Source organism: Nocardia sp. NPDC024068, from assembly GCF_040638875.1.
Lineage (GTDB): Bacteria > Actinomycetota > Actinomycetes > Mycobacteriales > Mycobacteriaceae > Nocardia.
In genome coordinates this window covers 180,924-195,516 of sequence record NZ_JBEZYU010000005.1, presented here as the reverse complement: position 1 = coordinate 195,516, position 14,593 = coordinate 180,924, and the positions used below count along the sequence as shown (strand labels likewise).

General features: G+C 67.9%; 18 protein-coding genes and 1 riboswitch. Of the genes, 8 read left to right on the top strand and 10 right to left on the bottom strand.

The genetic code is table 11. The annotated features are described in order from the left end of the window. The first annotated feature begins 84 nt into the window (after window positions 1–84). Together AB0F41_RS08925 and AB0F41_RS08920 are read left to right on the top strand one after the other, a co-directional pair. Window positions 85–324 carry a CopG family transcriptional regulator gene (locus AB0F41_RS08925; RefSeq protein ID WP_357422202.1) on the top strand — a complete coding sequence of 80 codons (240 nt, stop codon included), beginning with the start codon at window positions 85–87 and terminating at the stop codon, window positions 322–324. Further along, the gene (locus AB0F41_RS08920; RefSeq protein ID WP_357422201.1) at window positions 321–755 is read left to right on the top strand and encodes a PIN domain-containing protein; all 435 of its coding nucleotides are present in this window, start codon (window positions 321–323) and stop codon (window positions 753–755) included. The genes AB0F41_RS08925 and AB0F41_RS08920 overlap by 4 nt, the downstream gene beginning before the upstream one ends. Before the next feature lie 84 nt (window positions 756–839). Here AB0F41_RS08920 and AB0F41_RS08915 read toward each other — a convergent pair whose 3' ends face one another. The 3 genes from AB0F41_RS08915 to AB0F41_RS08905 are packed head-to-tail and all read right to left on the bottom strand — an operon-like array spanning window position 840 to window position 2,601. Further along, the gene (locus tag AB0F41_RS08915; RefSeq protein ID WP_357422200.1) at window positions 840–1,325 is read right to left on the bottom strand and encodes a barstar family protein; all 486 of its coding nucleotides are present in this window, start codon (window positions 1,323–1,325) and stop codon (window positions 840–842) included. Next, on the bottom strand, window positions 1,325–1,807 hold the full coding sequence (locus AB0F41_RS08910; RefSeq protein WP_357422199.1) for a ribonuclease domain-containing protein: 483 nt from the start codon (window positions 1,805–1,807) through the stop codon (window positions 1,325–1,327). The genes AB0F41_RS08915 and AB0F41_RS08910 overlap by 1 nt, the downstream gene beginning before the upstream one ends. 11 nt (window positions 1,808–1,818) lie before the next feature. After that, window positions 1,819–2,601: an exodeoxyribonuclease III gene (locus AB0F41_RS08905; protein ID WP_357422198.1), complete on the bottom strand. Its 783-nt coding sequence runs from the start codon at window positions 2,599–2,601 to the stop codon at window positions 1,819–1,821. Between the two features lie 57 nt (window positions 2,602–2,658). Between AB0F41_RS08905 and AB0F41_RS08900 the strand changes: the two genes are divergently transcribed. From AB0F41_RS08900 to AB0F41_RS08890, 3 genes are all read left to right on the top strand, one after another. Continuing rightward, window positions 2,659–3,507 (top strand): alpha/beta fold hydrolase, encoded by an 849-nt coding sequence (locus tag AB0F41_RS08900; protein WP_357422197.1) that lies wholly within the window; start codon window positions 2,659–2,661, stop codon window positions 3,505–3,507. Between the two features lie 157 nt (window positions 3,508–3,664). After that, on the top strand, window positions 3,665–4,603 hold the full coding sequence (locus AB0F41_RS08895) for a sigma-70 family RNA polymerase sigma factor (protein WP_357422196.1): 939 nt from the start codon (window positions 3,665–3,667) through the stop codon (window positions 4,601–4,603). Between the two features lie 3 nt (window positions 4,604–4,606). Beyond that, window positions 4,607–5,371: an alpha/beta hydrolase gene (locus tag AB0F41_RS08890; protein WP_357422195.1), complete on the top strand. Its 765-nt coding sequence runs from the start codon at window positions 4,607–4,609 to the stop codon at window positions 5,369–5,371. Window positions 5,372–5,505: 134 nt separating this feature from the next. Here the strand turns inward: AB0F41_RS08890 and AB0F41_RS08885 are convergent, their stop codons facing one another. From AB0F41_RS08885 to AB0F41_RS08875, 3 genes are all read right to left on the bottom strand, one after another. Continuing rightward, window positions 5,506–6,045, bottom strand: coding sequence for a YrhB domain-containing protein (locus AB0F41_RS08885; RefSeq protein ID WP_357422194.1), 540 nt, complete (start codon window positions 6,043–6,045; stop codon window positions 5,506–5,508). An 11-nt stretch (window positions 6,046–6,056) separates the two neighbouring features. After that, window positions 6,057–7,301 (bottom strand): acyl-CoA dehydrogenase family protein, encoded by a 1,245-nt coding sequence (locus tag AB0F41_RS08880; protein WP_357422193.1) that lies wholly within the window; start codon window positions 7,299–7,301, stop codon window positions 6,057–6,059. Window positions 7,302–7,600: 299 nt separating this feature from the next. Beyond that, on the bottom strand, window positions 7,601–8,818 hold the full coding sequence (locus AB0F41_RS08875; RefSeq protein WP_357422192.1) for an NADP-dependent isocitrate dehydrogenase: 1,218 nt from the start codon (window positions 8,816–8,818) through the stop codon (window positions 7,601–7,603). A gap of 274 nt (window positions 8,819–9,092) precedes the next feature. Beyond that, a riboswitch (SAM riboswitch) is annotated at window positions 9,093–9,203 on the top strand. Window positions 9,204–9,512: 309 nt separating this feature from the next. Between AB0F41_RS08875 and AB0F41_RS08870 the strand changes: the two genes are divergently transcribed. Next, window positions 9,513–10,658 carry a homoserine O-acetyltransferase gene (locus AB0F41_RS08870; RefSeq protein WP_357422191.1) on the top strand — a complete coding sequence of 382 codons (1,146 nt, stop codon included), beginning with the start codon at window positions 9,513–9,515 and terminating at the stop codon, window positions 10,656–10,658. 7 nt (window positions 10,659–10,665) lie between these two features. Here the strand turns inward: AB0F41_RS08870 and AB0F41_RS08865 are convergent, their stop codons facing one another. Next, window positions 10,666–10,911 carry a DUF3017 domain-containing protein gene (locus AB0F41_RS08865; RefSeq protein WP_357422240.1) on the bottom strand — a complete coding sequence of 82 codons (246 nt, stop codon included), beginning with the start codon at window positions 10,909–10,911 and terminating at the stop codon, window positions 10,666–10,668. 302 nt (window positions 10,912–11,213) lie between these two features. On the opposite strand from AB0F41_RS08865, the gene AB0F41_RS08860 reads away from it, so the two are divergent. Continuing rightward, window positions 11,214–11,678: a tRNA (cytidine(34)-2'-O)-methyltransferase gene (locus tag AB0F41_RS08860; RefSeq protein WP_357422190.1), complete on the top strand. Its 465-nt coding sequence runs from the start codon at window positions 11,214–11,216 to the stop codon at window positions 11,676–11,678. Between the two features lie 7 nt (window positions 11,679–11,685). Here AB0F41_RS08860 and AB0F41_RS08855 read toward each other — a convergent pair whose 3' ends face one another. From AB0F41_RS08855 to AB0F41_RS08845, 3 genes are read right to left on the bottom strand one after another with little or no spacing between them, the layout of a single operon-like run. Then, window positions 11,686–11,916: a DUF167 domain-containing protein gene (locus AB0F41_RS08855; RefSeq protein ID WP_357422189.1), complete on the bottom strand. Its 231-nt coding sequence runs from the start codon at window positions 11,914–11,916 to the stop codon at window positions 11,686–11,688. A 9-nt stretch (window positions 11,917–11,925) separates the two neighbouring features. Next, window positions 11,926–12,912, bottom strand: coding sequence for a DUF4349 domain-containing protein (locus AB0F41_RS08850; protein ID WP_357422188.1), 987 nt, complete (start codon window positions 12,910–12,912; stop codon window positions 11,926–11,928). 52 nt (window positions 12,913–12,964) lie between these two features. Next, window positions 12,965–13,549 carry a helix-turn-helix domain-containing protein gene (locus AB0F41_RS08845; protein ID WP_357422187.1) on the bottom strand — a complete coding sequence of 195 codons (585 nt, stop codon included), beginning with the start codon at window positions 13,547–13,549 and terminating at the stop codon, window positions 12,965–12,967. Window positions 13,550–13,601: 52 nt separating this feature from the next. Here AB0F41_RS08845 and AB0F41_RS08840 point away from each other — a divergent pair, with 52 nt between their 5' ends. After that, window positions 13,602–14,582, top strand: coding sequence for an alpha/beta fold hydrolase (locus AB0F41_RS08840; protein WP_357422186.1), 981 nt, complete (start codon window positions 13,602–13,604; stop codon window positions 14,580–14,582). Window positions 14,583–14,593: the final 11 nt, after the last annotated feature.

The following is a 14,593-nucleotide window of genomic DNA, read 5'->3' as shown; positions in this document are numbered from 1 at the left end:
CCACCGCGGCCATCCGCCCTGTCGGCACCCGATCCACGCAACACATACATCAGAGCAGTTCAAGGTATGTACTAGCATAGGTACATGTCCCTGAAGAGAACGAACGTGTACGCCGACCCCGAAGACCTAGCCGTCATCAAAGATGCGGCGACCCGCCGGGGGGTTTCCGAAGCGGAAATCATTCGAGAGGCCATCCATCGAGCGGCGCAGAAGCTCCGCGTGTGGAACGAGCCCCTGGACTTCCCGTCCTTCGACGGCCCGGGTACACCGGCCGGCAAGGCGGAAGTCACACGAACCGTGGCCGACAGAGCCCGCCGCCGGTGATCATTATCGCCGATACCTCGGGCATCATCGCGGCAGCCGATCGCAATGCCGTCGAACACACCGACTGCCGCAAGCACCTCGAACAGGCCGGCCTCGTGGTGATCTCACAGCTCGTGCTCACCGAAGTCGACCACCTCGCCGGGCAGCGATTCGGCCGCACGCAGCGCGATTCACTGATGAATTTCCTCTTCGCACAGGTAGATCGGATGCGGTTTAACATCCCGGAAGCCCGGCTGGAGACTCTGACGACGGCTCGGGCGGTCGAGCGGCGATATCACGACCTGGAACTGGACTTGGCCGACGCGGTGAACGTGGCGCTGGCCGCCGAATACGACACCGACGCGGTATTGACTCTGGACCGGCGCGATTTCCGCGCCATGCGCCCACTCACCGACTACGGCTACTTCCGCCTCCTACCCGACGACGGGTAAACCGAGGTCACGACCTCCGGCTCCGGGATACCGGTGGACCTCCGCGGACATCGGTCCTGCCGCACCGTGGCGCGGGCCGCCATTTCACAATCGGATCGGTATCGCCGTCAGGCCCGACGGGGCGCCCTGGAGGATCACCCGGAAAACCACCTCGCGCGACGGCCAGAAATCCGCGCACTCCTCGACCACCGAGGCGAACCATTCCCGTTCCCCCGGCGCATCGGCGAGTAGCTGTTCCGCGTCGCGGATCGCGATCACATAGCCGCCCGCCTCGCCCAGCGACTCGTCCAGGCTCAGCAGGCATTCGTCGAACGAATCCTTGTTCGGCCGGAAGTAGTAGGGGAACTGCAACGCCGCCGCGCACTCGTCGAACAGCGCCGCTACCGTGCGCATGCGGCTCCCGCGCAGTTCACGCACCCGGAAATCCGCCGGCGCCTGATAACGCACACCGCTGAACTCGGCGGCGGCCACCGCCGCCGACCCGAGGGCGGTGTGGCGGCCGCCGGAAGCGCGCAGACCGGTGTCGTAGGAGAAACTCAGGAAATCCGCCAGCGCGACCGGCTCGGGCATCAGCGCATCCTCGTGAAGGTGTCGTAGTGGTCGCCGGTGTACCACGCGGAACCGTCGCTGCCGGTGATGATTCGCTCGGCGTCCCGGGACTGCCCCGGTTTCTTCGGGTTCACGTCCCACTCCTGATAGGCGACCCGCTTACCCGCGTCGTCGGTGGCGGGCAGTCGGCCCTCCCGGTTCCGGAACGTCTCCCCGCCCTTGGTACCCGGCGCGTCCGCCGAATCGGGCCAGCGTCCGGCGTCGATCTCCCCCAGGGTCGCGTACGCGCGATCGGGTACCCCGGCCACCTGCGACGCGACCGGAGCATCGGTCGCCGCACCGGAGGGTGCGCTCCCCGTAGCGGAAGCGGTGGTGGTCGCCGATACCGCCGCGACCGGAGCGCCGGACCCGCCGTCCCCCGCCTGGGCACTCAGCACGGCGACCACGATCGCCACCACCGCGGCGCCCACCGCCGACAGGATCTTCAGAATTTTCGCCCGCACGAGCTACCCCTTCATCGATACTGCACAGTCACCGGAGCATGATCCGACCAGCGCTCCGCGTAGGTCGCGGCCCGTTCGACCACCGCTTGTTTCGCCCGCTCGGCCGCCGCCGGCGTCGCCAGCTGATAATCGATCCGCCAGCCGGTGTCGTTGTCGAACGCGCGCCCACGATACGACCACCAGCTGAACGGACCATTCCCCTCCGGGTGAAGTTCACGCACCACGTCGACGTATCCTGCGGCCAGCTGCCGATCCAGCCAGGCCCGTTCCGCGGGAAGGAAACCCGATTTCTTCAGATTGCCCTTCCAGTTCTTCAGGTCACGTTCGGTATGCGCGATGTTCCAGTCGCCCGCGATGACGAAAGCACCGGTGCGGGTGGACATCCGGGCCGCCAGCTCATCGAGGAAACGATACTTCTCGTCCTGTTTCGGCGTCTCCGATTCACCGGTGTGCACATAGACGCTGGCAACCGTCACCTCGTCGAACTCGACCTCGATATAGCGGCCGGTGGACACGAACTCACTGTCCGGCTCGACACCGATCCGCACCGGGCCAGGCGGTCGCCGCGACAGCACCCCGACCCCCGCCCGCCCCTTGGCCCCCGGCTCGGCGTGCGCGAGATACCACCCCTGGTCCAGCGCCGGGGCGAGCGCGGCGGCGATCTGGGAATCGTCGGCGCGGGTCTCCTGCAGGCAGACGATATCGGCCTCGGTGCGCGCCAGCCAGGCCAGCAGCCCCTTGCCGGCGGCGGCCCGGACGCCGTTGACGTTGACGGTGGAGAGGATGTAAGGCACCGACCGACCGTACAATGACAGGTCACCGCTACTTGCCAGGAAGGGGTGACGACACCGATGTCAGGCACCTCCGCACCCACCTCACCCGGGCCGGTCCAGGCCCTGCATCTCGGGTCGGGCTCCCCCCTTCTGCTGTTGCACGGCGTACTGCTCTCCCCGCACTGCTGGGAGCGCACCGCGGACCTGCTGGCGGCACGCTGCGAAGTCTTCGCCCCCGCCCTCGCCGGACACTGGGGCGGCACGGAGTTCGGCGACCGCCGCTACACCGCCCGCACCCTCGCCGACCGGGTCGAGGCCCAGCTCGACGAACTCGGCTGGCGCACCTGCCATATCGCCGGTAACTCACTCGGCGGCTGGGTGGGGTTCGAACTGGCCCGCCGCGGGCGGGCCCGCACCCTCACCGCCATCGCACCCGCAGGCGGCTGGAAAACCCCGTCCGCCGCGCAGTTCGTCGCCGCGGGCAAGTTCCTGGCACTGCACCAGATCATCGAAATCGGCAGGCAACTGGGCGATTTCCCGACCGAGAGCCGGATCGTGCGCAGCGCGGTCGCGCACGCACTGGTCAAAGACACCGGAGCCGTCCCCCGCGAGGACATCGTGGCGCAGATCCTGGCCGGCCTGCACTGCCCGGCGCTGCTCCCGCTCATCGCCGCGACGCTGCGCGGCCCGTCACTCGCGGATATGTCCGACCTGACGACCCCGGTCCGGCTGATCCTGGCCGATTCCGACCGAATCCTCCCGGCACGGATATACGGGCGCCGGTTCCTCCGCGAACTACCGGGCACAGCGGACCGCATCATGATGCGGCGGGCCGGACACGTACCGATGCTGGAAACCCCGGAACGTATCGCGAACCTGATCGCCGAACACATCTACGCCAGCCGCGACCACCTGCGGGCCGTGTAGTCGGCGCCGCCTCCGCCGCACCCGGCAGAACGTACTCCTTTCGTCACGAACCACCCGGTCCCGTACACGACCGGGACCACTCCCGGGTGGCCGAGCCGGTGCGTCCCCTGCCACGTCTCGCCGGGGCGCTCGGCCGAGAGTCCACTAATGTGGGCTGGTGGGATTCGAGGCGGGCTTGGAGGCGTACCGGGTCGAACTGACCGGCTACTGCTACCGCATGCTCGCATCCTCGGGCGAGGCCGAGGATGCCGTACAGGAGACTCTGTTTCGCGCCTGGAACAACGCCGACCGGTTCGACGAAAGTAAAGCGCAGCTGCGCACCTGGCTGTACCGGATCGCCACCAACGTCTGCCTCGATATGGCCCGTAGCGTCCAGCGGCGCGCTCTTGCGATGGATCTCGGCCCGTCGGCACCCGCCTCGGGTTCACTCGGTGCGCCGTTGCCCGCGGCCACCTTCGTACAGCCGGTCCCCGACCGGCTCGCGCTACCTGCCGAGGGCGATCCGGCCGAGGTCGCCGTGGGCCGGGAGGGAATCCGGCTGGCGTTCGTCGCCGCCCTGCAAGCCCTGCCGCCACGCCAGCGCGCGGTCCTCATCTTGCGTGAGGTGCTCTGCTGGCCGGCGGCAGAGGTGGCCGGGCTGCTCGGCACCAGTACGGCAGCAGTGAACAGCGCGCTACAGCGCGCTCGTATCACGATGTCCGCGCGCCCTCGGCCGGACGGGAACGGCGAGGTCGACGCTGACCTGCTCGAACGGTATGTCGAGGCGTTCACCGCCTACGACATCGATGCCCTGGTGTCGCTACTCCACCACGACGCCACCATGTCGATGCCACCGTTCGCCTGGTGGCTCAGCGGCCGGGACGCAATCCGGGCCGCTCTGCTGGGCGCGGCCGGTGCGTGTGCCGGGGACCGGCTGGTCCGCACCGCGGCCAATGGATCACCGGCATTCGCCCAGTACCGCGACGGACAAGCGCTGGGCCTGGTCATCGTGGACTTCCGGGACGGGCTGATCGCGAGCACGACGACGTATCTCGAGCCGTCCCTGCTCACGTTGTTCGAACTGCCGATGACTTTGGAGATGCCGTCCCGTATGTAGGGCATGACCAGTATCGTTCACATGTGGTATGACCAGTGCGGAACCGGGGACCCGGTGGTGCTGTTGCACGGCGGGCTGACAGACAGCCGCTGCTTCGCCGGCAATCTCGACCGGCTCGCCGACACGTTCGAGACCTACCTGCCCGACCGCCGCGGCCACGGCCGCACACCGGATGCACCCGGCCCCATCACCATCGAGCTCATGGCGCAGGACACGATCGCATTCCTGGAGAAGGTAGTCGGTGGTCCGGCCGGGCTGGTGGGCTACAGCGCCGGCGGTACGGTTGCGCTGCGGGTGGCGATGCGCCGACCTGATCTGGTCGAGCGCCTGGTCCTGATCAGCGCGACCTACGACCTCGACGGACTGGTTTTCAAGCCCACGGCCGATGGCGAGATGCCGGCCGCTGTCGTCGATGCCTACGCCGAGGTGTCACCCGACGGCCGGGACCACTTTCCGGTAGTCGTCGGCAAGATCGTGGCGGCGGCGGCAACCGAGCCGGGGCCGGACCCGGCCGACCTGCGCGCGGTGACGGCCCGGACCCTCGTCCTCGCCGGCGACGACGATCTGGTCACACTCGACCACACCGTAGCGCTGTACCGGGCGCTGCCCACCGCCGAGTTGGCGATACTGCCCAACGCCAGCCATCTGCTGTTGATGGAGCACGCCGATACGGTGCTCGCCACGGTCCGGACGTTCTTGATGACGGACGCCGCCCCCACGTACATGCCCATCACCCGTGCTCACCGAGCTGCCTCCGGAGGAGAGTAGGCATCAGCGGCACAGGGTCGGGAAGCACCAGTACAACCGGGTGGTCCCCAAGCGCGGTGCACGGTCCACCCCAGTACTTCTCACGACTTCTCACCCATCGAGGGCGGGTTGCCCGGCATGGCCGGACCCGGCCGTCACTCGACCGGCTCGGGGTTCGGCCCGGACAATGCCCGACGCGAGCGGAGCCCGGCCGCCGGCCGGGGTAGATACGCGCACACATGTTCCGGAGCCGGCATCCCGGCCGCAACGGCCTCGATGTACTCCTTGGTTCCGTGCAGTCCGAGCTCGGGTGCCGCGGCCCGCACGACCCTGAGCGCATCGAGGCGCTGCCCGCGCTCGAGCAGCTCCGCGACCCGGGCTCGCAGCGGAGAAGCAGGCTCGACCCCGCGAACCTGCTCGAGATAGTGCTCGATCCACGCACCGTGCTCCAGATCGACGGCAGCATGCACACTGTGCATGCTGCCGTCGACACCATCGACCAGGAGGTAGCCGAGGCCGACCAGCATGTCCGAGACTTTCCGGGTGCGCAGGTAGCGCTCACCCTGGCTGATGACCACCCAGCCCAGCCGGTGCGGCCGGACGTCGGTTACCACCAGTGTCGGCGCGCCGGGCTCCACTGCCTGCTCGGCGAGGTACCGCTCGACGATCGTGACGGCCCATTCCTTCGACACCACGACGACAGAGCCTAAGTACCGAGGAGGCCCTTGGCTACGTGGGTTACCTGGATCTCGTTGCTGCCGGCGTAGATCATGAGGGATTTCGCGTCGCGGGCCAGCTGTTCGACGCGGTATTCCGACATGTAGCCGTTGCCGCCGAACAGCTGCACCGCTTCCATCGCCACCTCGGTCGCGACCTCCGACGAATACAGCTTCACCGCCGAAGCCTCCGACAGGCTGAGCGGTTTACCGGCCTTACCGCGCTCGATGATGTTGAAGACCATGTTCTGCACATTGATCCGCGCGACCTCCATCTTCGCCAGCTTGAGCTGGATCAGCTGGAACCGGCCGATCTCCTGACCCCACAGTGTGCGGTTGCGGGCGTAATCGGTGCACAGGCGCAGGCATTCGTTGATCACGCCGAGTGCCATGAATCCGATGCCGACGCGTTCGGCCACGAAACTCGATTTGGCGCTCTCCCGTCCGTCGCCGCCGCGGTGTTCTTCGGTCTCACCGAGCAGCCGATCCCGGCCGAGCCGGATGTTGTCGAAGAACAGCTCGCCGGTCGGGGAGGCGTGCAGGCCCATCTTCTTGAACGGTTTGCCCTGGGTGAGGCCCTCCATACCCTTGTCGAGCACGAAGGTGAGCACCTTGCGATCGCGGGACGGCGTGCCGTCGCCCTCGTCCAGTTTCGCGTACACCACCAGGGTGTCGGCGAAGGGACCGTTGGTGATGAAGGTTTTCTGGCCGTTGAGGATGTAGTCCTCGCCGTCGCGCCGCACGGAGGTCTTCATCCCGCCGAACGCGTCCGAGCCCGAATCGGGTTCGGTGATGGCCCAGCAGGCGATTTTGCGGAGGCTCACGATATCGGGCACCCACCGCTGCTGCTGGGCGAGTGTGCCCCGGGACAGGATGGTGGCGCCGCCGAGTCCGGTACTCACCCCGAGGGAGCTGCACAGCCCCATACAGACCCCGGAGAGTTCACCGGTCACCACGGCCATCATCGTCTGCTGATCGAAACCGCCTTCGGACGGTTCCTTGCCCGCCGCCGGCTTCTCCGCACCTTCGGCGGCCGCCTGCCTGGCCGCCAGCTGCTTGTTCAGAGCTTCCTCGGCCATGGCACCGATACCGAAATCCGCGTACAGCTTGCGCAGGATCGGATAGGGCAGCATCTCGCCGCTGTCCAGGGCGTCCAGGTTCGGGCGCACTTCCTTATCGATGAACGTCCGCACCGCGTCGCGGACCATCAGGTCGGTATCGGACCATTCGAACATCGTCGTCCTCCGGTATCACCAGCAGCATTACGGTGTAAACCACCGAGCGGCCGCGCTACTGCGCCCGCCTTGTTGACACCCTGCCAGTTTTGCGCCGCCTTCGCTGCCTTTCGGCGCCCACACCGCGGTCGGGGCGGAATCGGCGGACGTACCGTGCGGCGGCGGGCCCGGTCTCGGCCATTCGGCAGCCCGGGCGAATACCCGCGGACGCAAGAACGCCATGCATGACAACAGCCCGTTGTGCCATGCATGGCGTTCGTGAAGATCCCGGCCCCCGGTAACGGCGGCGCGAGGGTGGATCAGCGCAGCGCGCGCGCCAGGTTCGCGTCCAGGGCGGCGAGGAACTCCTCGGTGCTCAGGTAGCCCTGGTCCCCGCCCACCAGCGCGGCGAGATCCTTGGTCATCTGCCCGCCCTCGACGGTCTTGATGACCACGTCCTCGAGGGTCTGCGCGAAGCCGATCACCTCGGGGGTGTTGTCCAGCTTGCCGCGGTGTTCGAGGCCGCGGGTCCAGGCGAAGATCGACGCGATCGGGTTGGTCGAGGTCGGCTTGCCCTGCTGGTGCTGACGGTAGTGCCGGGTGACCGTGCCGTGCGCGGCCTCGGCCTCACAGGTCCGGCCGTCCGGGGTCAGCAGCACCGAGGTCATCAGACCCAGCGAACCGAAGCCCTGCGCGACGGTATCGGACTGCACATCGCCGTCGTAGTTCTTGCACGCCCAGACGTAGCCGCCCTCCCATTTCATGGAGGACGCGACCATATCGTCGATCAGCCGGTGCTCGTAGGTCAGCCCGGCCGCCTCGAACTGGCTCTTGAACTCGGCGTCGAACACCTCCTGGAAGGTGTCCTTGAACATGCCGTCGTATGCCTTGAGGATGGTGTTCTTCGTGGACATGTACACGGGGTAGTTCTGCTGCAGGCCGTAGTTGAACGAGGCCCGCGCGAAATCCTCGATGGACTTCTTGAAGTTGTACATACCCATGACGACGCCGCCGTCCTCGGGCATCTTCACGACCTCGTGCACGATCGGCTCACTGCCGTCCTCGGGGGTGAAGGTGAGGGTGACGGTGCCGGCCTGGAAGGCCTTGAAGTCGGTGGCGCGATACTGGTCGCCGAAAGCGTGGCGGCCGATGATGATCGGCTTGGTCCAGCCGGGGACCAGACGCGGAACGTTGGAGATGATGATCGGGGCACGGAAGATGGTGCCACCGAGGATGTTGCGGATGGTGCCGTTGGGCGAACGCCACATCTTCTTGAGACCGAATTCCTCGACACGGGCCTCGTCCGGAGTGATCGTCGCGCATTTGACGCCCACACCGTGCTCTTTGATGGCATTGGCGGCGTCGACGGTGACCTGGTCGTCGGTCTTGTCGCGGTACTCGATGCCGAGGTCGTAGTACTCGAGGTTCAGGTCGAGGTACGGGTGGATCAGCTTGTCCTTGATGAACTGCCAGATGATCCGGGTCATCTCGTCGCCGTCGAGTTCGACGACGGTGCCTTCAACCTTGATCTTGGACATGGATCTTCGTGTCCTCCTAAGACTGGTGCCCTCATTGGACGGCCAGGCGAACACGCTTGTGAGCGGACCCCAGCTGTTCAACAGACAACGTATACATCCCGCGTTGTCCACGAGACGTCTGGTGTAACCAAGACGAGCGTACTGCTTGTGCTGTCCGCACGGTGCAGCCAGCCCCGGCCGTGAGATGTCACAGGGTGAGTCGTGCCACAAGATTACCGGGTACGCCCCGATGCCGATTTCGATCCCCTCGAACGCCCCGCTACCATGTTGAGCAGGTCATGAGCGCCAGCGCCAAGCCCCGGCTCGCTGGCCGGCAACCCTCCTGCTGCGGTGGGGTGCTCCGGGTGATGACCGGGCTTCCGAAAGCCGGAAGCAAGCGCACATCAAGGAGGCCGCCGTTATGTCCCGGTGCCGGTCACGTCGATCGTGACACTCCGGTATCTCGGCGAGCAACCCCCTATTTTCTGGAGCACGATATGACTGTAATTTTGGCGTCGCCTTCGGCGCCGCGGGGTCGGGGCCCTATCAACCCGGTTCTTCACTCCCGCCGGTCGGTCGCTGCGCTCCCTCCCTCTGGTCGCTCCAGAACCGGGCGGGCCCCGACCGACCACCGAGTCGTCACCGACCTCCGAGCTGTCGTTGATACACATCGGGTATCGCCGCGAGAGGTGGCCCAGCGCACGGAAGCAGTCGCGTGACTGTGGGTACCGAACGGATTACGGCCCGTCCCGTGGCGCAGCTGCCGCCGCCCGACGGCACACCCGGCCTCATTTCGATCGGTGATCTGACGCTGGAGAACGGGGCACACCTGCCGGATATCCGGCTGACCGTCCAACGCTGGGGCGAGCTGTCCCCGGCGCGCGACAATGTGGTGCTGATCGAGCACGCGCTGACCGGCGACTCCCATGTGGTGGGCGAACCGGACGCCGAGCACCCGTCACCCGGATGGTGGAACGGGATGGTCGGACCGGGAGCGCCGATCGATACCGACGAATGGTGTGTGGTCGCGACCAATGTGCTCGGCGGCTGCCAGGGCAGCACCGGGCCCGCCTCCGCCGCCCCGGACGGCGCGCCCTGGGGCTCGCGGTTCCCGGAGATCTCCATCCGCGACCAGGTCGCCGCCGAGTTCCGGCTCTTCGACCTCCTCGGTATCGAACGACTGGCCGCCGCGGTCGGCGGCTCGATGGGCGGTATGCGCGTCCTGGAGTGGATGCTCGGCGCACCGGATCGTCTGGCCGCCGCTCTGGTCCTCGCGGTCGGGGCACGGGCCACCGCCGACCAGATCGGCACCCAGACCACCCAGATCGCCGCGATCACCGGTGACCCCGACTGGCAGGGCGGGGATTACCACGGCACCGGTCGCGCACCGAGAACGGGAATGGGAATCGCACGGCGGATCGCGCATCTGACCTACCGCACCGAGGTCGAACTGGACAGCCGCTTCGGCAACAGCCCGCAGCAGGGCGAGGACCCCTGGGACGGCGGCCGCTACGCGGTACAGAGCTACCTCGAATACCAGGCCGAGAAACTGGGCAAACGATTCGATCCGGCCACCTATGTGCTGCTCAGCGAAGCGATGAACCGGCACGATATCGGCCGCGGGCGGGGCGGTATCGACGCGGCGATGGCCACCGCCGAGGTGCCCTGCATCGTCGGCGGTATCGACTCCGACCGGCTCTACCCGCTGCACACCCAGCGGGAACTGGCCGAAGGTCTGGCCGGGTGCCGCCATTTCGAGGTCATCGCCTCCCGCGACGGCCACGACGGATTCCTCACCGAAGCGGCGGCCATCGGAAAACTCCTGGTCCAGACGATGAACCTGGCCCGGACTCCCCGCTGACCGCGAGCTATCCCACGCCGAGAGTGTTGATGGTGGCGGCCAGGAAGACGATGGAGCTGCCGAGCAGCGTCAGCGCCCCCACATCGAACGGACGGCTGCGCACGGCCAGCAGGCCCACCCGGGCGGTCGGCAGGCACAGCCGGAAGGCGGCGGCGATCAGCGTCGCGCCGCCGAAGAAGAAGGCCCCGCGACGCCAGCGGTCCTGAGCGACGAAGACCACGGCGACCAGGATCACCAGCACCACCACGACCATCGGCAGATGGCAGCGCAGGAACCGGGCCCAGCGGTCGCCGGTGCCGGGAGCTTCGTCGGTCAGGGTCTCGGCGTCGGTCACGGAGGCGATTGTTCCAGACGCGACCGGTCAGGTCTGCGCCACCGGGGCGTACTCCGCGGCGCGATACGAAAGTCCGGTCGACGGTGACGGGACGGTCCGGGGCTGCCATTTCGTGAAGGCACCCGCTCGGCAACCGGTACAACGGTTCCCACCGCCCGCCGGGAAGCCGTGGCGCCACCCCTTCCGAGCCTTCCGTCCGCCCCGTGACAAGCTGACCTGCTGTGTTCAAGCTGATGTTCCACGAGCCCCGTATTCCGGGCAACACCGGCAACGCCATCCGGATCGCCGCCGGGACGGGCAGCGAACTGCACCTGATCGAACCACTCGGGTTCGATATGTCGGAGGCGAAGCTGCGGCGGGCGGGGCTGGATTACCACGACCTGGCCTCGGTGACCGTGCACCCCGATCTGGCGACCGCGTGGGAGCGGCTGCGGCCGGAGCGGGTGTTCGCGTTCACCACCCGGGCCACCACCCCCTTCACCGCGATCACCTACGAACCCGGTGATGTGCTGTTGTTCGGTGCCGAACCATCCGGGCTGCCTCCGGAGGTACTCGCCGACGACCACCTCACCGCCGAATTACGGATTCCGATGCTGCCGGGGCGGCGGTCCATGAACCTCGCCAACGCGGCGGCGGTCGCGGTGTACGAGGCGTGGCGCCAGCACGGTTTCCCGGGCGCGGTCTGATACCGGCTCAGTCGGCTATTTCGAATCGCTTGTACCGCGCGGTGGCCCCGGCCGTGAGCCGGACCGCGCTCTTCGGAACACCGAAATGCGCGGCGAGTAATTCGGCCGCGGCACGGTTGGCCTTACCCTCGACCGCCGGAGCCCGCACCCACAACCGCAGGGTGCCGTCCGGAAGCGTGTCGACGAGCGGGCCCTTGCGGCTGTTCGGGGTGATCGTCGCGCGGACCGTGGACGGCATCCGGCTGCCCTAGTCGCCCGCCGGGCGGTCTCCCTTGCCCGGCTCATCGCTGTCCGCGGCGGATTCGCCGGCGGATCGCGCCGGTGCCGGCGCAGGGCCGTCCACGGGCCGGACGGGCGCGGGCTTGCGGCGGCCGAACAGGCGCGTCACCACCGCGACGATCCCGCCGACCACGGCGAGGAAACCGAGCCACGGCAGAGCCTGGCCCACCCACACCACGGCGTCCTTCAACCAGTCGACCAGCGAGTTCCAGCCGTCCACCACACCGTCCCAGAAATTGGACGGGCCGGTCTCACCGGTTTTCTGGGCTTCGCTGGTGATCTCGATGGTCAACGTGGAGAGCGAGATCTGATCGTCGAGGTAGCGCTGCTGACCGGTGAGGCTGTCGAGTTCGGCCTGGCGGGTGGCCAGCGCCTCCTCGGCGGCGATGAGATCGGCGGTGTTGGCGGCCCGGGCCATCAGGTCACGCAGGCGGTCGACCGAGGCGCGCAGCGCGCCGATCCGGGCCTCGAGGTCCTGCCACCGCAGGGTGACGTCGTCACGGTTGGTGCTGATCTCGGTGACCTCGCCCAGATCGCCGAGACCCTCGATGAAGGGATCGGTCTCTTCCGCCGGTATCCGGATCACGAGGTTGGCGCGGGGCCGGGTCCCTTCCGTGCCCGGATTCTCGGTGCGCTGGTCGATACGGCCGTCCACCCCGGCCACCCGATCGGCGAGGGTTTGCGCGGCCGCGATCGGATCGGCGGCGGTGAGGTCCACCGAACCGGTGAGGACCTCCTTGCGCTCGGTGGTGTCGCCGGTATCGGGAACCTGCTGGGTGGGTGCCTGTTCCCGGGCCGGGCCGTTCTGGGTCCGGAATCCCGGGGTCGCGGCCGGAGCCGGGGCGGACCCGTCCAGCGCCGGCGACGGCGCCGATGTCGAACCGGAATCGTCACCACAACCGGTCAGCAACGCCGATCCGAACAGAACCAGGAACAACACCCCGAGCTTGCGCATGCTGGCAGCGTAATGCCCTTCCCCGTATCGGGTACCGGATACCGGCTCCGGATCACCGGTCCGGGGAAGACCGGTCATCCGGCCCGGCGTTCTCCCCCGAATCCGTCTCAGTCCGCCCGGCCGGGAAAAGAATCGGACTCAGCAGATACTGCGCGCGCTCCGGAGTCGGCGAGTTCCGCAGGCGCGGAACAATTACCGCGCGCAGATCCTCGATGAGCGCCGCGGCCTCCGCGGGAGCGAGCCAGAGCATGTGCTGGCGGTACCCGACCAGGTCGGCACCGGGGTCGGCGTCCTCGCTGTCGAGGTAGGTGTTGAACTCCGCGAGCAGTACGGCCATGGCGGCGGCGAAGATCCCGCGGTGATCCGCGGGCCCGGCCGAAGCCACCGCCGCCGGGTCGACGACCGCGCGCTCGCGGCGCAACCGGTAGGTCCGCTCCACCGCGCCGCGCACCCGCTGTTCGCCGGCGAGTTCGAGAACACCGGCGCCGGCGAGTATCTCGACGTGGCGGTACACCGTCGCCTTCGAGACATCGCGCAGCCGGGAGCACAGCTGCGCCGTGGTCCGGGAACGTCCGCCGGACATGGCGTGCACGATGCGCAATCGCACCGGATGTGCGAGCAGCTCGAGGGAGTCCATGACCCAATGGTCTCATGTCTGCTACCTTTCTCAATATCGAGAAAGGTTGGTTATGGACATCGAGGCGGATACCGCGGTCACCGCGCAGTGGCGAGCACCGGACTACGCCGACCCGGCGACATTTCACGAGCGCGAGGTCACCGTGACCGCCGGCCGCCACACGGTCGCGGGTACCGCTACCCTCCCGCGGACCCGGGGGCCGCACCCGGGAGTCGTGCTGCTCGCCGGCGGCGGTCCGTTCGACCGGGACGGAACCGCGGGGCCGAACAAGAACCTGAAGGACCTCGCCTGGGGTCTGGCCGGCCACGGGGTCGCGGTGCTGCGCTTCGACAAGGTCACCTACACCCACCGCGAACTACTCACGGCGGCAACCGGTTTCACCCCGACCGCGGAATACGTGCCGCACGCGGTCGTGGCGACGCAACTCCTGCGCGAGCTCCCCGGTGTGGACGCGGACCGGATCGTCGTGCTGGGGCACAGTATGGGCGGCAGGTTCGCGCCCCGGGTCGCGGCCGCCGAACCCGGGATAGCGGGTGTGGTGATACTGGCCGGGGATACGGTGCCGCTGCACTGGTCGCTGGTGCGGGCCATCCGGCATCTGGCCGAAACCGATCCGGCGACCGCCGCGCTGTTGCCGACGATCGAGGTCGCCACCGCACAGGCGACCCTGGTCGACGACCCCGGGCTCGCAGCCGGGACACCCGCCGAGCAACTGCCGTTCGGAATGTCGGGAACGTACTGGCTGGACCTGCGCGCCTACGATCCGGTCGCGACCGCGGCATCCCTGGACATTCCGATGCTGATCCTGCAGGGCGAGCGCGACTATCAGGTCACCGTCGAAGACGATCTGGCCGGATGGCGAGCCGGACTGGCCGGCCGCCGCGACGTCACGTTCCGGACCTATCCCGCCGACGATCACATGTTCTTCCCGGGCACGGGTCCTTCCACGCCCTCCGACTACACCCGTTCACATCATGTGGACCCCGAGGTCGTCGGCGATATCGCCGAATGGCTCACCGGCCTCGGGCGGTGACAGCAGGAGTG